General features: G+C 41.8%; 18 protein-coding genes. 2 read left to right on the top strand and 16 right to left on the bottom strand.

The features are described from left to right. Positions 1-175: 175 nt before the first annotated feature. The 14 genes from AN389_RS18420 to yceD form a co-directional block, all read right to left on the bottom strand. Positions 176-2,035 carry an alkaline phosphatase D family protein gene (locus AN389_RS18420; protein ID WP_055020420.1) on the bottom strand — a complete coding sequence of 620 codons (1,860 nt, stop codon included), beginning with the start codon at positions 2,033-2,035 and terminating at the stop codon, positions 176-178. 3 nt (positions 2,036-2,038) lie between these two features. Further along, the gene (locus AN389_RS18425) at positions 2,039-2,818 is read right to left on the bottom strand and encodes a TatD family hydrolase (RefSeq protein ID WP_055015072.1); all 780 of its coding nucleotides are present in this window, start codon (positions 2,816-2,818) and stop codon (positions 2,039-2,041) included. Positions 2,819-3,040: 222 nt separating this feature from the next. Then, entirely contained in the window at positions 3,041-3,367 is a 327-nt protein-coding gene (locus tag AN389_RS18430; RefSeq protein WP_055018382.1) for a PilZ domain-containing protein, read from the bottom strand. A gap of 11 nt (positions 3,368-3,378) precedes the next feature. Beyond that, positions 3,379-4,293, bottom strand: coding sequence for a DNA polymerase III subunit (locus tag AN389_RS18435; RefSeq protein WP_055018381.1), 915 nt, complete (start codon positions 4,291-4,293; stop codon positions 3,379-3,381). 2 nt (positions 4,294-4,295) lie between these two features. Continuing rightward, on the bottom strand, positions 4,296-4,922 hold the full coding sequence (gene tmk / locus AN389_RS18440; RefSeq protein WP_055020421.1) for a dTMP kinase: 627 nt from the start codon (positions 4,920-4,922) through the stop codon (positions 4,296-4,298). Positions 4,923-4,929: 7 nt separating this feature from the next. Beyond that, the gene (gene mltG, locus AN389_RS18445) at positions 4,930-5,916 is read right to left on the bottom strand and encodes an endolytic transglycosylase MltG (RefSeq protein WP_055018380.1); all 987 of its coding nucleotides are present in this window, start codon (positions 5,914-5,916) and stop codon (positions 4,930-4,932) included. Then, positions 5,910-6,713, bottom strand: coding sequence for an aminodeoxychorismate lyase (gene pabC, locus AN389_RS18450; RefSeq protein WP_055020422.1), 804 nt, complete (start codon positions 6,711-6,713; stop codon positions 5,910-5,912). Before pabC ends, mltG begins: the two co-directional genes overlap by 7 nt. A gap of 73 nt (positions 6,714-6,786) precedes the next feature. Then, positions 6,787-8,025, bottom strand: coding sequence for a beta-ketoacyl-ACP synthase II (fabF, locus tag AN389_RS18455; RefSeq protein WP_055015060.1), 1,239 nt, complete (start codon positions 8,023-8,025; stop codon positions 6,787-6,789). 271 nt (positions 8,026-8,296) lie between these two features. After that, entirely contained in the window at positions 8,297-8,533 is a 237-nt protein-coding gene (gene acpP, locus AN389_RS18460; protein WP_004587690.1) for an acyl carrier protein, read from the bottom strand. Between the two features lie 250 nt (positions 8,534-8,783). Continuing rightward, on the bottom strand, positions 8,784-9,530 hold the full coding sequence (gene fabG, locus AN389_RS18465) for a 3-oxoacyl-ACP reductase FabG (protein ID WP_055015061.1): 747 nt from the start codon (positions 9,528-9,530) through the stop codon (positions 8,784-8,786). A gap of 11 nt (positions 9,531-9,541) precedes the next feature. Next, positions 9,542-10,468 carry an ACP S-malonyltransferase gene (gene fabD, locus AN389_RS18470; protein WP_055020423.1) on the bottom strand — a complete coding sequence of 309 codons (927 nt, stop codon included), beginning with the start codon at positions 10,466-10,468 and terminating at the stop codon, positions 9,542-9,544. A 53-nt stretch (positions 10,469-10,521) separates the two neighbouring features. Further along, entirely contained in the window at positions 10,522-11,559 is a 1,038-nt protein-coding gene (gene plsX, locus AN389_RS18475; protein ID WP_055015063.1) for a phosphate acyltransferase PlsX, read from the bottom strand. An 11-nt stretch (positions 11,560-11,570) separates the two neighbouring features. Further along, on the bottom strand, positions 11,571-11,741 hold the full coding sequence (gene rpmF / locus AN389_RS18480) for a 50S ribosomal protein L32 (protein ID WP_004587686.1): 171 nt from the start codon (positions 11,739-11,741) through the stop codon (positions 11,571-11,573). Positions 11,742-11,751: 10 nt separating this feature from the next. Continuing rightward, on the bottom strand, positions 11,752-12,276 hold the full coding sequence (gene yceD / locus AN389_RS18485; RefSeq protein WP_055015064.1) for a 23S rRNA accumulation protein YceD: 525 nt from the start codon (positions 12,274-12,276) through the stop codon (positions 11,752-11,754). 131 nt (positions 12,277-12,407) lie between these two features. On the opposite strand from yceD, the gene AN389_RS18490 reads away from it, so the two are divergent. After that, the gene (locus AN389_RS18490; RefSeq protein WP_055020424.1) at positions 12,408-13,007 is read left to right on the top strand and encodes a nucleoside triphosphate pyrophosphatase; all 600 of its coding nucleotides are present in this window, start codon (positions 12,408-12,410) and stop codon (positions 13,005-13,007) included. Here AN389_RS18490 and AN389_RS18495 read toward each other — a convergent pair. Continuing rightward, a complete protein-coding gene (locus AN389_RS18495; RefSeq protein WP_055020425.1) occupies positions 13,004-13,663 on the bottom strand; it encodes an HAD-IA family hydrolase in 660 nt (219 codons plus the stop codon). The two genes, AN389_RS18490 and AN389_RS18495, sit on opposite strands and share 4 nt — an antisense overlap. Next, a complete protein-coding gene (rluC, locus tag AN389_RS18500) occupies positions 13,663-14,622 on the bottom strand; it encodes a 23S rRNA pseudouridine(955/2504/2580) synthase RluC (RefSeq protein WP_055020426.1) in 960 nt (319 codons plus the stop codon). The genes AN389_RS18495 and rluC overlap by 1 nt, the downstream gene beginning before the upstream one ends. 757 nt (positions 14,623-15,379) lie before the next feature. On the opposite strand from rluC, the gene rne reads away from it, so the two are divergent. After that, on the top strand, positions 15,380-18,306 hold a 2,927-nt coding region (rne, locus tag AN389_RS18505; RefSeq protein WP_055020427.1), incomplete at its 3' end, for a ribonuclease E.

The following is an 18,306-nucleotide window of genomic DNA, read 5'->3' on the forward strand; positions in this document are numbered from 1 at the left end:
TTTAAGAGACGCTCCGCTTTAGAGAAGTAATTAAAACACTAAATTTATAAAATGCTGTATTAACTTTGTCTTCTCATTTACTCCTCATTCGCTTCTCTTTGTGCAATTGATCTTTTACAAGAAGCTGCGCTTCTAACGTGAGCAAGCTCTACGTCTACAAAACCAATAACGTGCTTTATTTATGCTCTAAATCAAATTCTGTTAAATGGCCTTCGCCGTGGATTAGTTGATAGCGGGCTAAGTCGCCCTGCTCTAATGTTATTAAACTAATGGCTGAGTCGCTTACTAGGTACTTTTGGCCTTCGCCTACGGTTTGGTGTTTATCTACTTCCATGTGCCAGCGTTTGGTAAAAAAGTTAAGCGGGCTTTTGGGGCCGTATAATATTGAGTCGAGTTTATCGAGTACGTTAATGAGCTTACGCGGAAATTCGTTTTTAATTCCGCTGGCGGTGAGTTGCCATATTCTATTGGGGTGATCGCCAAAACGCTTTTGCACTGAAAAACAAAATGAATAATGCACATCGCCCGATAAAATAAGCGTTTCGTTGGGTGTGTCTGTGCGTCTAAATGTATCAAGCAGTTTTTTGGCGGAGCCTTCGTGTGCCATCCAGTTTTCTACGTCTACCATAAGCGGCTGGCCGCACATATTAAATGCCGCTTGAATTGCCTCTATTGATTTAACACCAAATACCGGTGCTGGCGATACAATAATTACTTTACTGTGGCTCAGTAGGCTTTCTTCAAGCTCTGTTAAGCGCTCCCAGTCAAGTAATCCTGAGGGTTCGTTAAAGTTACTTTCGTTACGCCAGCGGTGTGTGCGGGTATCGAGCACAACCACTTTTGGTGTAGTGTTAAGCTCATAATGCCAATAATTAAACTCATTAAGCGGTTTATCAAAGGCTTTAAACTGCCAACTATTATTATCGCTTCGGCTTTGTTTAAATTCGTTTATTAGTGCACCTGTTTTGTGTAGCGCGTCGTTACCCAGCCCTTGGAATAACCAATAACTTATCAGCCCGTTATTAATAATACGTTTACTGCTTGGGTTTTGATTTATTGCTTGCTCCCACCCTGCCGTTAGGTTCCAATCATCGGTTACATCGTGATCGTCAAACATCATTAAGGTAGATACATTAGCAAATAAACGCTCTACGCTATTTAAGCCTTTTGCGTAGTCAATTAAGGCCTTTTTTTCGGCGTTAAAAATGGCGGTGTTTTTTTCATTACCTTGCGTGTAATACATATTATTAATATTAATGCATTGCCACGCGGCGGCACTAAAGTTAAGCAAGTACAGCGCAATAAATTCTTCAAAGTGAATTAAATGATTATGCGCTTTTACGCTAGAAAAATGAGGCTCGTCTTTTTTTAGCCAATACCCTACACCCAATTTTGAACGTTTTTGCCATGGCGTTTTAGGTAAGTAATGGTGTCGGTTAAAAAGCTGATCGTTTATATCTGCTGGTAAGTTAAGCGCAAGCGGCTGCTCTTTATAAAGTCCTAATACATCTATTAGATGATGAATTGCCAATAGCATAGGGCCGGCTACATCATCGGCGTACACTTGATCGCCACTAAGTAATAAAAGCTGTGCGCCCTGCTGATTATTACTACGTTGTGTATTTTGCCACTCGCTTGCAGATACTAAACTGTCTTTTGCAGGATGATGCGCGTTACGGCACGAGCCATGTAAAATATGGGTTAGCTTATTAGCAATAACAAACGAAGGCGCTGCTTGCCCTTTAAAACACCACGGTGCTAAATCAATTTGCTGCTCGTTAATATGCAATGTATAGGCTAATAAAGTATCGAGCGGAAACGGGTTATCAACGGGTTTTATAATAATAAAATGCAGGTAAAGGTGTTTACCTAGTGCAATGCTTTGCTGCTCGCTGTAGCTTTGATGGTGTACGAGTGTAATTTGGCAATTGCCAGGGCGTGACGTCGCAAATTGAATACATATACTACGTTGCTCAGCTCGGCGCACCATGGGCCCCATTAATAAAAGCGGGAGTTGCGCCGATTGAGTAGTCATGTGTTAGCCTTTTGCTGCTAATTTAAAAAGTGAATAAAAGTTATCTGTGGTGGCTTTTGCAAGCTCGTTAAAGCTTATGCCTTTTAGCTCGCTAATGTAGTAGGCAACATCTTCTACATACGCTGGCTGGTTTGTTTTACCACGGTACGGTACAGGTGCTAAATACGGCGAATCAGTTTCAATAAGTAATCGATCGAGTGGGATTTGCTTTACTACTTCTTTAAGCTCTACGGCATTTTTAAAAGTAACTATGCCCGAAATAGAAATATAAAAGCCCATGTCGATGGCTTTTTTAGCCATATCCCAATCTTCGGTAAAACAATGCAGTACACCACCGCAATTTTCTGCTTTGTGCTCACGCATTAAGTTAATCGTATCGGCTCGGGCGTCGCGGGTATGAATAATAAGCGGCTTTTGTAACTCGTTTGCTACTTCAATATGGCCAACAAAGCTTGCCTGTTGCACTGCGTGCGTGTCTTTCGAATAATAGTAATCTAGGCCTGTTTCGCCTATTGCGACCACTTTTTCATGCGATGCTAAATCAATAAGCTGCTGTTTATTTAGGGCATCTTTTTGATCAAGCGGATGCACGCCACACGAGGCCGATACATCATCGTAGTGTTTAATTTTGTCGAGCATGCTTGGGAATTGATCAAGCGTTACACTTACACATAAAAAATGCTCTACTTGCTTTGCGCGGGCGTTGTCGAGTACTTGATCTAAGTTTAAATCTAGTTTGTCAAAATCAAGACGATCTAAATGGCAATGAGAATCTACAATCACTATACGGCCTGTATTGTTTTGAATGTTAAGTTTTACCAATCCACAATAAGAGTTAATCAATTTTAGAGGCTAAAACTGGCGCTAATAGATTAAAAATTTCTGATTTAGAACGACTAAATACCGAAATGTTTAGTTTGTTATTGCACCGATTTTATTACCAAAAAAAATTACTTAATTAAGCACATTGGTATTACGATTTAACGAGCAAAATAGCCCATTAAGCTACATGGTATATGTTGGGTTACCAGAGTTTAACATAGTGCCTAATAGCTTTTCGATTTTAGCGTTTAGATTTGTTTTGTCATCTAAAAAGCTAATCCCTATACCGGGTGGGTTAGAGCTTTGTGCGCCTTGAGGCGTTATCCATGCAACTTTACCCGTTACAACGTCATCTTCTAGCGCATCTGGTAATGTCACTCTTAGTGCTAACGAGTAGCCAATTTCGTAGCGCATGTTGGTACGCACAAAAAGGCCCCCTTGTTTTAAATATGGCATGTAGCAGCGGTAAAGTTCGTCAAGGTTGTCTACATCAACTAAAAGCTCTTGCATAAGTATTCCTATTAAATGTGACGCAGGGCATGCGCTAAACGCGACACTGCTAGAGGTAAATTAAGCCCGAGTACCTCTGTGCTATTTTGTAAAAATTCATTCACCGCTTGCTGCGCGCTTTGGTACGCGTCAAAACTTAAACCTTTTATAAGCTGCTGTTTTAATTGCTCGCTTAAAAATAATGTAAAAATGCGTATTAGCTCAGGTTGTTTATTAATTATATTAACAAGCGGACTAAAATTATGGCTTTGTTTAAACTCAGTTGCAAATTTATATAAAGTATCAATGTGTTGCAGTTGTTCTTGCGCTTGCCACTGTTTAATTAATAGTGGTTGCGTATAAAATAAAGGTAACCACACATGATCATTTATATTTAAGTTGGCTAACCAGCTTTTAGCTTCATTGGGGTTAGTTACTTTAATGTCTGTTTTGGCACAGCGGCTTAAAATAGTGGCGGGTAACTGCGCGGTATTGCTTGTTGTTAAAATTAAAAAGCGACTATTGCTGGGCTCTTCTAGCGTTTTTAGTAATGCGTTTGCCGCAGCCGTGGTCATTTTTTCGCAGTTTTCGATTATTGCTACTTTATTCCCATTTTGCGCAGCAGAGTGGTTCATAAAATCGCTTATCGCGCGAATATCGTCTACACCAATGCTTTGCCCCTCAACTTGCGTTAAGCGTTTGTCGGGGTGGTTACCCGCATGCGTTAAAGCACAACTTTTACATTGGCCGCACGGGCTAAGCGTGCTGTTTTCGCGCTGCATGTGGGTATTAATATTTTGGCATAATAAACTATTTGCTAATTGTTCGCTTAGCTCAAACTTTCCCACACCAATAGGCCCGCATAATAGCTGCGCATGATGAAAACGCTGTGCTTTGTAACTTTGCGCAAGCTGTTGCTCTACGCTATTAAGCCACGGCAATGCCATTACTATTTTAACCCTTCAAAAAAGGTGCGTAGTACGTTGGTTATATCGCGATGTACTTTATCAATACTTTGATTGGCATCAACCGTTTTTATTGAGCTATCGTCATTTGCCAGCTCAACATAACGCATACGGGTACGCTGAAAAAACTCTATGGCTTCTTGCTCTATCCTATCAAGCTCACCACGGCCTTTAGCACGCTCAAGACCGATTACTGGGTCTATATCTAGGTAAATGGTTAAATCAGGTTTTAATCCTTTTAACACCATAGACGACAAAGACGATAAGGTATTAGCACTAATGCCGCGCCCGCCTCCTTGGTAAGCCTGAGATGACAAGTCGTGGCGATCGGCTAATACCCACTGCCCGTTATTAAGTGCTGGGTTAATTACATTATGCATAAGTTGCGAGCGCGCTGCGTACATAATAAGTAATTCGGTTTCAAAGGCTATGTCTTCTTTGTGCTTTGCTTTTACAAGCGTTCGTAAAGACTCCGCAAGCGGCGTGCCCCCAGGCTCGCGCACGTTAATAAAGTCTATTTGTTTTTTGTTTAAAAAGTCTTGGCATAACGAAATAGCCGTTGATTTGCCCGCACCTTCAAGGCCTTCAATAACAATAAATTTTGGTTTCATATAAGGTTTAATTCGTTTTATTTAATATATACGTTTTAACTGCCGCGTTGTGTTGCTTTAACGTGGTTGAAAATTGATGACTGCCATCGCCCTTAGCCACAAAGTAAACATACTCTGATTGCGGTGGGTTAAGCGCTGCTAAAATAGCGGCTTTTGAGGGCATGGCAATGGGTGTAGGCGGCAGCCCGTTAATGCGATACGTGTTATAGGGTGTGTAATCGCGTAAATCTTTTCGCTTAATGTCGCCGTCAAAATCCGCTCCTAGGCCGTATATTACGGTTGGGTCTGTTTGAAGGCGCATATTGGCGTTTAATCTATTTATAAATACAGCGGCTATTAGCGGGCGCTCACTGGCTAGGCCGGTTTCTTTTTCAATAATAGAGGCCATAATTAGCGCATCATATGCGTTTTTATAGGGTAGATTTTTGGCGCGCTTTGGCCATGCTTGCTCAAGTGTTTGCTGCATTTTAACGGCTGCGCGCTTTAGTAAACTACTGGCCGTATCACCGCTGTGGTAATGGTACGTATCTGGAAATAACCACCCTTCTAAATGGCCTTTTTCGCCTACTATTTGCTGCGAAAGTTGCTCTGTATTTAAGTTATTAGTTAAATGCGGCGCGCTATTAATGGCAGCTAATACTTCCCGTAAGTTTTGCCCTTCAATAATGGTAAAGCTAAAGCTAATTTGTTCACCGTTGTTTATTTTTTTTATGTTATTTATAACACTTGTATTGGTTAGTTGGTATAAACCCGCTTTTAAATCAGTTAGCGTTGGGTCAAGCTTTGCAATCACTTGGTAACGCCAGCAACTTTTTAACCAATTATTAGCCTCCCATTGCTTACAAAGTTGGTTAAAGCCCATACCTTTTTTTACTTCAAATTGCACAGGGGTAGCTATATTTAGCGGGCTTGTTATTGTTGCTTGTAATTGTTGATACCCTACTAGCGTTGTCACTAAAGCTAACAATAATACCGATAAAATAACTTTTAACACTTAGCCTCCTTGGCTAGTAATTCATTTAATAAACGCATGCTTTGCTCAACATTAAAGGGGTGTTGCTCAATACGGTTAACGGGCACTGCACCCATTAAACTATTACATATAAATACAGCGCGTGCTTGGGTTAGCTCATTTAGGCTAACGTGCTTAAATTCAACCGCTAATTTATCACATAACGATTGCAGATAAACCCCCTTTATACCGCATTGCTCAAGGCTTGGTGTGTAAAGTGTATTATTGCCAATTGCAAACACATTAGCGGCTGACGCTTCAATGACATTGTTTTGATGATCGAGTACTAAAACATCGTCGCACTGTTGAGATGCCATGGCATTTTTAATAAGCACTTGCTCTAAACGGTTAAGCGTTTTTAAGCCTGCAAGTAATGGCTGAGATGCTAATTTAATTGGGCTTAAAGCTAAACTTACCCCGCTTTTAACTAATGCTGAGTAGTTTTGTGGAAACGCTGATACTGTAATTAAAATGGTTAAATGGGTGTGTTGTGGTAATCCATAACCTCGCCCACCTTCTCCGCGGGTAACAACTACTTTAAGGACATTTAATTTGCAGCCAGTAATGGCTGTTTTAATATGCTGCTCAAGCTCAGTAAAATTAATGGCAGGAAACGCTAAACGCTCGGCGCATTCTATCAAACGTGCTTTATGGTATTGCCAATGCTCTACTTGCCCTGCACTTACTTTGGCAGTGGTAAAAAAGCCATCCCCGTAGTTAAGGCCTCTATCGCGCGTATTTATCGCACTTGTATCATCGGTTGTTATTATTGTTTGCATATTAAATGGCTTGCATAAAAAAAGCCCAGTTAAACAACTGAGCTCTTATAATGTGGTTCGTTGTTAAAAAAGATTATACCTTTTTAAATAGCAACGAGCCATTAGTCCCACCAAAACCAAATGAGTTACACAATGCAAAGTCGAGTTTTGCATCACGTGCAGTGTGGGCTATGTAATCTAGGTCACAGCCTTCATCTGGGTTATCAAGGTTAATGGTTGGCGATACTTTTTGATCGGCCAGCGATAAAATAGAAATAATAGACTCTACTGAACCCGCTGCACCTAATAGGTGACCCATCATCGACTTAGACGAGCCAACCATTACATCTTTAGCTGCACTGCCAAAAATAGTTTTAACAGCTTGCGTTTCGGCTTTGTCGCCTGCGTTAGTCGATGTACCGTGTGCGTTAATGTAGCCTACTTGCTCTGCATTTACTTGTGCATCGTTTAGTGCATTTTGCATTGCAAGTGCAGCGCCTGCACCGTCTTCCGGTGGCGAGGTCATGTGGTATGCATCACCACTCATACCAAAACCAACAAGTTCAGCGTATATTTTAGCGCCACGGGCTTTAGCGTGTTCGTATTCTTCAACTACTACCACGCCTGCACCATCAGATAATACAAAACCATCGCGGTCTTTATCCCACGGGCGAGATGCCGCTTGTGGGTCATCATTGCGTGTAGAAAGCGCGCGTGCAGCATTAAAACCACCCATACCAATTGGCGTACAGGCTTTTTCTGCACCGCCGGCAACCATGGCATCTGCATCGCCGTAGGCAATCATACGCGCTGCATGGCCAATATTATGCAAGCCTGTAGTACATGCCGTTACAATAGAAATATTAGGACCGCGTAAACCATGCATCATTGATAAATGGCCTGAGATCATATTAATAATGGTTGATGGCACATAAAATGGCGAAAGCTTACGTGGGCCACTGTTAAGCAGTTTTATGTGGTTTTCTTCAATGAGGGTGAGTCCACCAATACCCGAACCTACTGCTACACCAATACGTGTTGCGTTTTGCTCAGTTACTTCAAGACCTGAATCTTGTAAGGCTTGAACACCCGCTGCAATGCCATACTGAATAAATAAGTCCATTTTTTTAGTATCTTTCGCCGACATGTATGCAGTTGCATCAAAGTCATTGATGAGTCCAGCGAATTTAGTACCAAATTTTGATGTGTCAAAGTGGGTTATATTTTGTATACCACTTTTACCATCTAATAAGCCTTGCCAGGTTGATTGCACATCATTACCTAGCGGCGTCAACATTCCTAAGCCAGTTACGACGACTCGACGTTTAGCCACGGTTTGCCTCCAATAAGGGATATTTAAACCAATCGATTAATGTATTGTTATTTAGTAAGCAGTTTGTCTTACTAAGTTTAAATCTATTGGCATTACAAAGGGAATTCATACCCAAGCGACCTCAAAGTGCGAGTCTCAAATTCAAGTAAGGATATGCTATTACACATAAATGTAGTAGAGAGTAAAAGCGGGTGAATTTGAATCATGAACTTTGAGGTGGTTTGGATATATAGATTAAAGGCAGCGAATGCTGCCTTTAATATGCGATTAATTACTCAGCGTGAGCTGATACGTAATCGATTGCAGATTGTACTGTAGTGATCTTTTCAGCTTCTTCATCTGGGATCTCAGTATCAAACTCTTCTTCTAGAGCCATAACTAGTTCAACAGTATCAAGAGAATCTGCACCTAGGTCATCTACGAAAGAAGCTTCGTTTTTAACTTCTTCTTCTTTAACACCTAGTTGTTCGATGATAATTTTTTTTACGCGTTCTTGGATATCGCTCATTCTTCTTTCCTTTATTAAAAACGCCAATGCGTTATTTTCAGATTGCGGCGTAGTTTACGCCGCATAATTCTCTGATTCAATGATTTGACCATAAATAATTGTCTGGTCAAACCTCTGAGTGTTTGTTAGGTCTTTTATCGCTTATTTTCACAGCGATTTCAAGTATGTTTAAAGCAAGATCACAAAAAATTCAATGTTTTTGAGGCCACTTACTTAAGTTATTTTGCTTTCAAAGTACTGGCAATGGTTTTTAAACCATGTACATCGCGCCATTTACATGCAAAGTTTCGCCCGATACATACGCAGCCGCGTCAGATGCTAAATAACACACTGCCGCTGCTATTTCATCAGGCTGGCCTAATCGACCTGCTGGTACATTTGCAAGGGTGGCCGCTTTTTGATCTTCTGTTAGCTCATCGGTCATATCGGTTTGAATAAAACCAGGGGCTACTACATTTACAGTAATACCGCGTGATGCAACTTCACGAGCAAGCGATTTAGAAAAACCAATCACACCTGCTTTTGCCGCCGCATAGTTAGCTTGACCTGCATTACCCATAGTGCCCACAACTGAGCCAATATTAATAATACGGCCGTTCTTTTTCTTCATCATTGGGCGTAATACCGCTTTAGATAAACGGAAAATAGAGCTTAGGTTAGTGTCGATAATATCGTCCCACTCGCCGTCTTTCATGCGCATTAATAAATTATCACGGGTGATACCCGCGTTATTTACAAGCACATCAACATCACCCAAATCCGCTTTTATTGCAGCCAAAGTTGCCTCAATCGATGCAGGATCGGTTACGTTTAAAGCATAACCCTTACCATTATCACCTAAATATTCGCTAATTTTAGCTGCGCCTGAGTCACTTGTTGCAGTACCTGCTACTTTTGCGCCTTGTGCTACTAAGGTGTTTGCAATTGCTTTACCAATGCCACGGCTTGCGCCAGTAATTAGGACAACTTTGCCCTCTAATGAAAATAAATTAGTCATTTTATATACTCTTATTTTGCAGCGTAGATAGAGGCAGCATCGTTTACTGCACCACATACCATTGCTTTATCAATTCGTTTTGCAAGGCCAGTTAAAACTTTACCTGGGCCAAATTCGTAGCTTTGTGTTATGCCTTGGGCAACTAAAGCTTGCACTGTTTCTGTCCAACGTACTGGGCTGTATAGTTGGCGCACCAATGCATCTTTAATGGCATCGGCTGAATTTTCAGCTTTTACATCAACATTATTAATTACATCACACTTAGGTGTATTAAATGTTAAAGCCGCTAAATCGTTAGCTAGTTTTTCAGCCGCTGGCTTCATTAATTCACAATGTGAAGGCACGCTTACACTCAGTGGTAAGGCACGTTTTGCGCCTGCGTCTTTACACGCTTTCGAAGCTCTATCTACCGCAGCTTTGTGCCCTGCAATAACCACTTGGCCTGGTGAGTTATAGTTTACCGGTGAAACGACCTCACCTTGTGCAGACTCTTCACACGCAGCTTTTATTTCGTCATCACCTAAACCAATAATAGCGGCCATAGACCCTACGCCTGCTGGCACTGCTTCTTGCATGTATAAGCCACGGTTTTCAACCAGTTTTACCGCTTCACTTAAGCTAATAACATCACTACACACAAGTGCAGAGTATTCACCTAAACTGTGACCAGCCATAACAACATCGGCATCAGGGTTTTGAGCTAACCAATGGCGGTAAATTGCCACACTGGCTGTTAATAATGCAGGTTGAGTGCGATGAGTTTGATTGAGTTCTTCTTCTGGGCCATTTAGTACCAGCGCTGCTAAATCGTAGCCAAGTGCGCTTGACGCTTCACTAAAGGTTGATTTTACAATGTCAGAGCTCTCTAGTAGCTCGCTTAACATGCCAACGCTTTGTGAGCCCTGACCTGGAAATAGAAGTGCAATTTTTTGTGCCATACTTTGCTCTTTTTAATTAAACAAAAATTTAATGTAACTACGGCACCTAACGTTTATTCGGCCGCCGAGTTTTTAGAATGTGTTTTTTCGAAAATAGCGGCTATTTTATCTGGAAGTTGGCGTTCAACTTCTTTTACCGCTTCATCGATTGCTGCTTGAAATGCTTTTGCTGATGCATTTCCATGGCTTTTAACGACAATACCGCGCAATCCTACCAGAGAAGCACCGTTATACTGGTCGGGGTTCACCCGATTATAGAGTTTTTTTATGATAGGACTTAAAATAAACGCCATGCATTTGTAAATTAAGTGCTTTTCGAGGGCGCTTGTAAACTTTTTCATAATTAGCTTAGCAATGCCTTCGCAGGTTTTTAACGCAACGTTACCTACAAACCCCTCACACACAATAACATCGGCCTTCCCCGAAAATATATCACTGCCCTCGCTGTAACCGGTGTAATTAATATAAGGACTTTGTTGCATAAGCTGTGCGGCTTGTTTTATGTCTTCGTGGCCTTTTATGTCTTCTGAGCCAATATTAAGCAAACTCACTTTTGGGCTATCACAGCCAAGTGCTTGACCAGCGACCACCGACCCCATAATGCCAAATTGATAAAGTATTTCTGCATCACAATGCACATTTGCGCCTAAATCGAGCAAATACACTGGGGTTTTTCGCTCTGTAGGCACAGCAGATATTAATGCGGGGCGTTTAACGCCTGGTAACATTTTTAATACATAGTGAGCCATAAAAAATAGAGCACCCGTGTTACCTGAGCTTACACAAGCTTGCGCCTCACCCGATTTAACTAAATCAAGGGCAACACGCATTGAAGAATCTTTTTTAGAACGTACAGCTAAAGCGGGTTCGCAAGCATTAGTAACAACTTCACTGCAATGGCGAATAATTAAACGTGGGTGTGAAAGCGAATCGAGGGATTCTAATTGATTTGTAATAACTTGCTCGTTGCCGCACAAAATAAGCGTTAAATTGGCATGAGCATTTACTGCGCAAACGGCAGCGGGGATAGATGAACGGGGGCCATAATCGCCCCCCATCATATCTAACGCTATGGTTAGATTAGTCAGCATAAAGCAATCTCTTAGTTAGAAATTACTTGAACGCCTTTGTAGTAACCGTCAGCAGTTACGTGGTGACGACGATGAGTCTCACCTGAAGTTTGGTCAACTGTTAAAGTTGGACCGTTGATCGCATCGTGTGAACGGCGCATGCCGCGTCTTGCACGAGACTTTTTGCTTTTTTGTACAGCCATTAGTCTTCTCCTAAGAATCTTTCTTAAGTTGTTTCAAAATATCAAATGGATTTGGTTTATCATCTTCCGCTTTTAACACACCAAAGCTAGCAGGCTTTGACGAGTAATTGCACGAAGCTTCGTTGTGTGTAGGCACTAATGGCACTGCTAAAATTAGCTCGTCTTCGATTAACTCAAATACGTTAATTTCGCCGTTTTCATCAAGTTCTACTTCATCGTAGACTTCAGGAAGATCATCTGACTCAGCATCCAAACCAACTGGCGAATACATAAAGTCTTGATCCAAATCCAACCCTAAATCATCATTACAACGTTGACAAGTTACAGTTACGTGCGTGGACAAATTGCCGCTAATCACAACTAAACCTTGCTCATCAGTTTTGCACTGAATTTTTACCGCTATTTCACCTACTTCTTCCTGTACAACACCTCGTAAACGAGCAAGTTTTTCAAGCGGTACAATACCATCGTAAGATAAACGGTGTTGCGCTGCTTTCCCAGGATGAAGAGTGATGGGAATTTTTACCTTTTGCATAGGGGCTGCATCATATAGATAGTTAATAGGTTAGTCAAAGCAAAAAAGCATTTTTACATGGTTTTTCACGTGTTTTCATTACGGATCTGATTTATCCTAACTCAAACTAATTTTAATTAGGATAATAATTTATGAAGCACCCGCTTATATTAGCCTCAAGCTCGCCATTTAGGCAGACTTTATTGCAAAAATTTAATCTGCCCTTTAGTACTTTTTCGCCAAATATTGACGAAACCGCCTTACCAAACGAAACCCCTGAGCAACTCGTAATGCGCTTAAGCGAAGGCAAAGCACGAGCAGCCTGCAATCACTTTGACCAAGGTTTAGCTATCGGCTCTGACCAAGTAGCTGTGTTTAACGGGCAAATTCTTGGTAAACCTCATAATAAAGAAAACGCCTTAAAACAGCTTGCTCTATTTAGCGGTCAAACCGTTACGTTTTTAACCGGCCTGTGTGTTTATGATATTGCGAGCGATAAAGCAAAAACGTTAATAGAGCCTTTTGAAGTGGTATTTAGAACACTCACCAAAGCGCAAATAGACGCCTACTGCGATGCAGAGCAACCTTATAACTGCGCTGGGAGCTTTAAAAGTGAAGGATTAGGCATTTGTTTATTTGAAAAGTTAAACGGGGACGATCCAAATAGTTTAATAGGCTTGCCACTAATTAAACTCAGCCAGCTATTAGCTGAGTTTAATCTTGATATACTTGCCGAGCAGCCAAAAAATTAACCAACTAAAATACGTTGCAACTGTTGGTAACTATCAACGGTTGCAACAGGGGTAAATTCGTTTAATTGCTCCGCGCTATGACCCCCCATGGTCACACCTATCCTATCCATGCCCGCTGCTTTTGCCATTGCCATGTCTATTTTTGTATCGCCAATCATAAGGGCATCATCTACATTAACTCCCAACTCATCTAAAAGTTGGTAAAGCATGTCGGGAGATGGCTTAGACTGCGCTTCGCAGCTGGTACGGCTTGCACTAAAAAATACGCGCAGCTGGCTTTCATCAAGCAAGCGCTCAAGCCCCGCGCGCCCTTTACCGGTGGCAATCGCTAAAATAACACCTTGCGCTTTTAATATACTTAGTACATTTTCCACATTATCAAATACAGGTGTTGGGGTATTATCAACACGGTATTGTTGTTTATAGCCGTTAATTAATGCAGGATGCTGCGCTACGTCATCAGGAAAAAGTACCTCAATGGCAAGTTCAAGCGACATACCAATTATATTTTTAATTGCAGTGTCGCTTGGCGGTTCAATATTAAGCGCAAGTGCACTGTGACGAATACAATTAACAATTTTGCTAATTGAGTCCATGACAGTGCCATCCCAATCAAAAATAACCAGTTTATACTTTTTAAAAACAGCGGCGGTCATTACGCTTTAGCATCTCTTAATTTTAAAATACAATTTTTAAGTGCGTTATCAAGCGGTGCTTCTACACGCAGAGTGGTTTCGTTTTTAGGGTGATAAAAGCTTAAATCGTGAGCGTGTAAAAATAAGCGGTTTAAACCAATTTTACGCATTGATTCATCAAAACCTTGGTCGCCGTATTTATCATCGCACGCAATAGGATGGCCTTTACACTGGGTATGAACACGTATTTGGTGAGTACGCCCTGTTACAGGAGAAGCTTGTACTAGTGAGCACTCGTTAAAACGCTCAAGTACCCTAAAGCGGGTATGTGAAGGTTTCCCCTCAACATTATCTACGCGCACCACGCGCTCGCCCGACTTGAGCGTGTTTTTACGCAGGCCTTCGGTCACATTTTTAACCGATGAGTCCCACTGCCCTGTTACCAATGCCCAGTAGTTTTTTTCCATGGTTTTTTCACGCAGCTGCTCATGCAGCGCAGTGAGCACTGAGCGGCGCTTCGAAATTAATAAACAGCCCGATGTGTCTCTATCAAGTCTGTGTACGAGCTCTAAATTACGCTCATCTGGGCGTAATACGCGCAGCGCTTCTATTAAACCATAGCTTAAGCCGCTCCCCCCATGCACAGCCATGCTTGAAGGTTTATTAATAACAATAAGGTACTTGTCTTCAAATAAAATGGCGCTTTCTAATTGTTTTACTTTATCTAGCTTTTTAGGCACAAACTCTTCGCGTTCTGCTACTTTAATTGGCGGAATACGCACGACATCATTAAGTTGTAATTTATAAACAGGCTTAATGCGTTTTTTATTAACGCGTACCTCGCCTTTGCGTAAAATTTTATAAACAGCGCTTTTAGGCACCCCTTTTAAATGGGTAATAAGAAAGTTATCAATACGCTGACCTAAATGGTCTTCGTTGATTGTGACAAAAGTTACTTGTAAGCCGGTTTTTTCTGACATTGCCTAATCACTGATTTAAGTAAAATAATTTAGTTGCTAACACGGTTATAATAGTGGGATAATCAGCAGCGCAAATATTTAGTATTTGCAAAATAACAACGGTGCTTTTTAACACATTAAAACTTTCGTGATGCACATTCTGGGTAGCCGATCATACAGATCCGAGTTAAGTTTTCCAAAGCTTTTATGCCTACTCAGTTAACACGTGCGCTCAACTAACAGTAATGCGCGTAATATATTACTGATTAAGTTTGAACATGAATTGACATTTAATGTAAAAATAAAAGCAATGAACAAATAATTTGTTTGATAGTGACGACGTAAATACGTTGTTCAGCATTTGCTCACATGTAGTACCGTATAGCAGCTTATTTAGAACTAAAAATCTAGCAAATAAGCGTTTATTAACATTCGGCAGCGAACTTTGCTCGTAAGTACTTAGAAAATACTCATCGTATTTACGCAACTTAACGAGCCCTACGCGCCTAACATAAACGTACTAAAAAGATTGATATGACAGGCCAACTTCTGGGTAAAACTTGTAAAGAGCGTAAGAGCCAACAGTTTTAGCACCATAAAGAATTTAATAACGTAAGCGTACGTTATTGTTAGCCAGCATTTAAAAAATACTGCATACACATTACAGAGCGTTCCGTAACAGACCCAGTCGTGAGGCTGCACATTCTAAAAAAGGGAACAACTGAACAGGCGAACACGTTTCGTCATGTCAGCGACACAAAATAAGTAGAGTAACAATATGAAACGTATGCTAATCAATGCAACGCAGCAAGAAGAAATGCGCGTAGCACTGGTTGATGGCCAGCGCCTATATGATTTAGATATAGAAAGCCCAGGTCACGAACAGAAAAAAGCCAATATTTATAAAGGCAAAATTACACGCATTGAACCTTCTTTAGAAGCGGCTTTTGTAGATTACGGCGCCGATCGTCATGGTTTCCTTCCTTTAAAAGAAATTGCCCGCACATACTTCCCGCAAGGTTACACTTTTCATGGTCGTCCTAATATTCGCGACGTGATTAAAGAAGGCCAAGAGGTAATAGTACAAGTAGATAAAGAAGAGCGCGGCCAAAAAGGCGCAGCCCTTACTACTTTTATCAGCGTAGCGGGTAGTTACTTAGTGCTTATGCCTAATAATCCTCGTGCAGGCGGTATTTCTCGTCGTATCGAAGGTGATGAGCGTACAGACCTTAAAGAAGCACTTAGCCGTTTAGAACTACCAAAAGGCATGGGCTTAATTGTACGTACCGCAGGTGTTGGCAAATCGTTTGAAGAATTAAACTATGATTTAAAAGCGCTTTTAGTCCATTGGGATGCTATTCAACAAGCAGCCGATAGTGCTAAAGCTCCGTTTTTGATACACCAAGAAAGCAATGTAATTTTTCGCGCTATTCGCGATTATTTACGCCGCGATATTGGCGAAATCTTAATTGATAAACCACGTGTATTTGAAGAAGCTAAAGCGCACATTGAGCGTTTTCGCCCTGACTTTATGAGCCGTGTAAAGCTATATCAAGGCGACACGCCATTATTCACACATTACCAAATTGAAAGCCAAATCGAATCTGCGTTCCAACGTGAAGTACGTTTGCCTTCAGGTGGTTCTATAGTAATTGACCCAACAGAAGCGCTTACCTCTATTGATATTAACTCGTCTAAGGCAACTAAAGGCGGTGATATTGAAGAAACAGCACTCAACACTAATTTAGAAGCGGCTGATGAAATTGCCCGCCAATTACGTCTTCGCGACTTAGGTGGTTTAATTGTTATCGACTTTATCGATATGACACCGCCACGCCATCAACGCGAAGTAGAAAACCGTTTAAAAGACGCGGCTCGCCCAGATCGTGCGCGTGTACAAATTGGCAAAATATCGCGCTTTGGTCTACTAGAAATGTCGCGCCAGCGTTTACGCCCTTCGCTTGGTGAAGCAAGCCAAGGCCCGTGCCCGCGTTGTAGCGGACAAGGCACGATTCGCTCTAATGAGTCAATCGCCCTTTCTATTTTGCGTTTAATTGAAGAAGAAGCAATTAAAGACAACACTGCACAAGTAAACGCCCAAGTGCCTGTAGCTGTTGCCGCTTATTTATTAAACGAGCAGCGCAGAAGCGTTCACCGTATTGAAAAACATCACAAATGTGATGTGGTGATTATTCCTAATCAACACATGGAAACACCACACTACGAAGTGATGCGTTTACGTAAAGACGAAACACTGGAAACAGTAAGTTACGACCAAGTTGTTGCCCCAGAGCCTGAATCGTTCGAAATGGCTAAACCAGCAGCTGCGCCGGTACGTGAAGAACCTATGCTTAAAGGTGTTGTTATGCCTTCAACACCTGCACCACAAGCTAAAGTAGATAAGCCAGCAGCCCCTGTTGCAGTACCTAAAGTTGAAGGTGGTTTACTCGCGGCTATTGGTAATTGGTTCAAGTCGTTATTCTCTAGTGAAAGCGAAGAAGAAAAACAAGCAAAAGAAAAAGCTGAGCAAGAAAAGCAACAGCAAACGCGTAATAACAATCGCCGTGGTAACAGTGACAATCGTCGTCGTAATAACAACCAGCGTCGTCGTAACAACTCACGCTCTAAACCTCGTGGTGAACGCCCTAGTGAAGAAGAAGTGAAAACTGATTCTACAGCGAACGAAAGCCAAGAGAAAAACGAGAACCGTAACAAGCGTCGTCGTAACCCTAACTCGCGTAAGCGTAACGATAACCGTAATAACGACAATCGTAATGCAGATAAAGAGCAAGTTAAAACAGACGCTAAAGCGAATGAAGCTGAGACTAAACAAAACGCTGAGCCTAAAGAGCAAAAGCCAAAAGTTCGTCGTCAACGTCGTAATGTGCGTAAAAAAGTACGTATCCAAGATGAAAATACTGAGCAAGTAAACGCATCTGATACGCCTGAGCAAGCGCAGCAAAGCACTGAAACGCCAAAAGTAGAGCAACCTAAAGCGCAAGAGAAAGCGCCAGCAGAAAAGCAAGCTACTAATGAGCAAAAATCAGAGCAAACAAAGCCTGCACCTGTAAAAGAGCAAACGGCTAAAACACAACCTGAGCAAGAAGCAAAGCCAGTAGCTGCAGTGCCATCTGAGGAAGCACACTCTGAAGATGAGCAAGGGCAAACACGTACGCGCTCACGCCGTTCTCCTCGTCACCTTCGTGCTTCGGGTCAGCGTCGCCGCCGCCCTGAGCAAAATGAAGCAAATGAAGAAAGAACCACTGAAGCGCCTGCATTTGTTCCTGTCGCTGATCAAGCAGCAGCAGAGTACGAGGCAGAGCTTAAAGCAAAAGCTGAACAGCCAAGCTCAAACGATGCATCAGAAAATGTTGAGCAAGCGATAGCTGTAGAAGACTTAGCTAAAGTTGAGGCTGCCCCTAAAGCAGAGCAACCAACAGCCAATGACGATGCAGTGAAAACGGTTGACCCTGAAACAGCTGAAGAGCCCGTTGTTGTTACTGAGCAACCTATTTCAGCACCTGAACCTGTGAAATCAGAGCCTGAAGTAGCTGAGCAACCAGCAACCCCAGAGCCTGTTAAAGCAGAGCCTGAAGTAGCTGAACAACCAGCAACACCAGAGCCTGTTAAAGCAGAGCCTGTAGCAGCTGAGCAACCAGAAACGCCAGAGCCTGTTAAAGCAGAGCCTGTAGCAGCTGAGCAACC

It is taken from the genome of Pseudoalteromonas sp. P1-7a, from assembly GCF_001401855.1.
Lineage (GTDB): Bacteria > Pseudomonadota > Gammaproteobacteria > Enterobacterales > Alteromonadaceae > Pseudoalteromonas.